The organism is Bradyrhizobium sp. P2_E8 (assembly GCF_056403875.1).
This window is the reverse complement of the sequence record NZ_JBFUES010001510.1, coordinates 1-1,207: the sequence shown is the minus strand read 5'-3', so window position 1 is coordinate 1,207 and position 1,207 is coordinate 1. Positions and strand designations below refer to the sequence as shown.

Here is a 1,207-nt window from a genome sequence, read left to right as displayed (position 1 = left end):
TCCGTGCTCTCTCCGCCCGTCATTGCGAGGAGCGAAGCGACGAAGCAATCCAGACTGCCGCGGTGGAGACAGTCTGGATTGCTTCGCTTCGCTGGCAATGACGACCTCTCACACTCCGACTCGTTTCAATGTCCTTCTTCAAGAACCTCTCCGCCTATGACGACCGATCGGCGCGACTGGCCGGCATTGCACTCATGGTGCTGTCGATCTTCATGTTCTCGTTCGGCGATGCCATGGGCAAGTTCCTGGTCGGGACTTATTCGGTGGGGCAGTTGCTGTTCCTGCGCGCCTGCGCGGCGCTGTTGCTGCTGTCGCCGCTGATCTGGCGGCAACGTCACCAGTTCCTGCATCTGGAGCGGCCGCGCCTGCAGCTGTTTCGCGTCGTGCTGTCGACGCTGGAAGTGGCGGCCTTCTTCCTTGCGACGGTCTATCTGCCGCTCGCCGACGTCATCACGTACTATCTCGCCGGCCCCATCTTCGTCACCGCGATGTCGGCGATCTTCCTGGGCGAGAAGGTCGGCTGGCGGCGCTGGACGGCGATTCTGATCGGTTTCTGCGGCGTCGTGATCGCGCTGCGGCCGTCGGCGCAAACCGTCAGCCTGCCGGCGCTGATCGCGCTCGGCGGCAGCCTGTCCTTTGCAACGCTGATGCTGATCACGCGCAGCCTGCGCAAGACCCCCGACATCGTGATGGCGTCCTCGCAATTCGTCGGCACGTTTTCGCTGGGCGCGGTGCTGTCGGCATTCCACTGGGTGCCGCCGACATCAGGCAGCCTCGTCATCTTCGCGCTGGCCGGATGCATCTCGGTGACGGCGCTGTTCTGCGTCAACCGGTCGCTCAAACTCGCGCCGGCCAGCGTCGTCGTGCCCTATCAATATTCGATGATCGTCTGGGCCGTGATCTTCGGCTTCGTCGTGTTCGGCGACGTGCCGTCGATCGCAACCATCGTCGGCGCCGCCATCATCATCGGCGCCGGGTTCTATATTTATCTGCGCGAGCGGGATCTGGGGCGCGGGGCTGTGGACGTTAATCCGCCGGCGTAGCCACACCCACAACGTCATCCCGGGGCGCGCAAAGCGCGAGCCCGGGATCCATACCCACAAGAGGTCGTTTTGCGAAGGCTCGGAGTGGGCGCTTTGCCTCACACTTCTCACTGGGATTATGGGTCCCGGGCTCGCGACTTCGACGCGCCCCGGGACGACAGTGT

At 63.7% G+C, this 1,207-nt stretch carries 1 protein-coding gene; it reads left to right on the top strand.

Annotation, left to right across the window (positions count from 1 at the left end; all coding sequences use genetic code 11):
- Window positions 1-128: 128 nt before the first annotated feature.
- Window positions 129-1,043 (top strand): DMT family transporter, encoded by a 915-nt coding sequence (locus tag AC1D00_RS41870; RefSeq protein ID WP_135178830.1) that lies wholly within the window; start codon window positions 129-131, stop codon window positions 1,041-1,043.
- Window positions 1,044-1,207 lie beyond the last annotated feature (164 nt).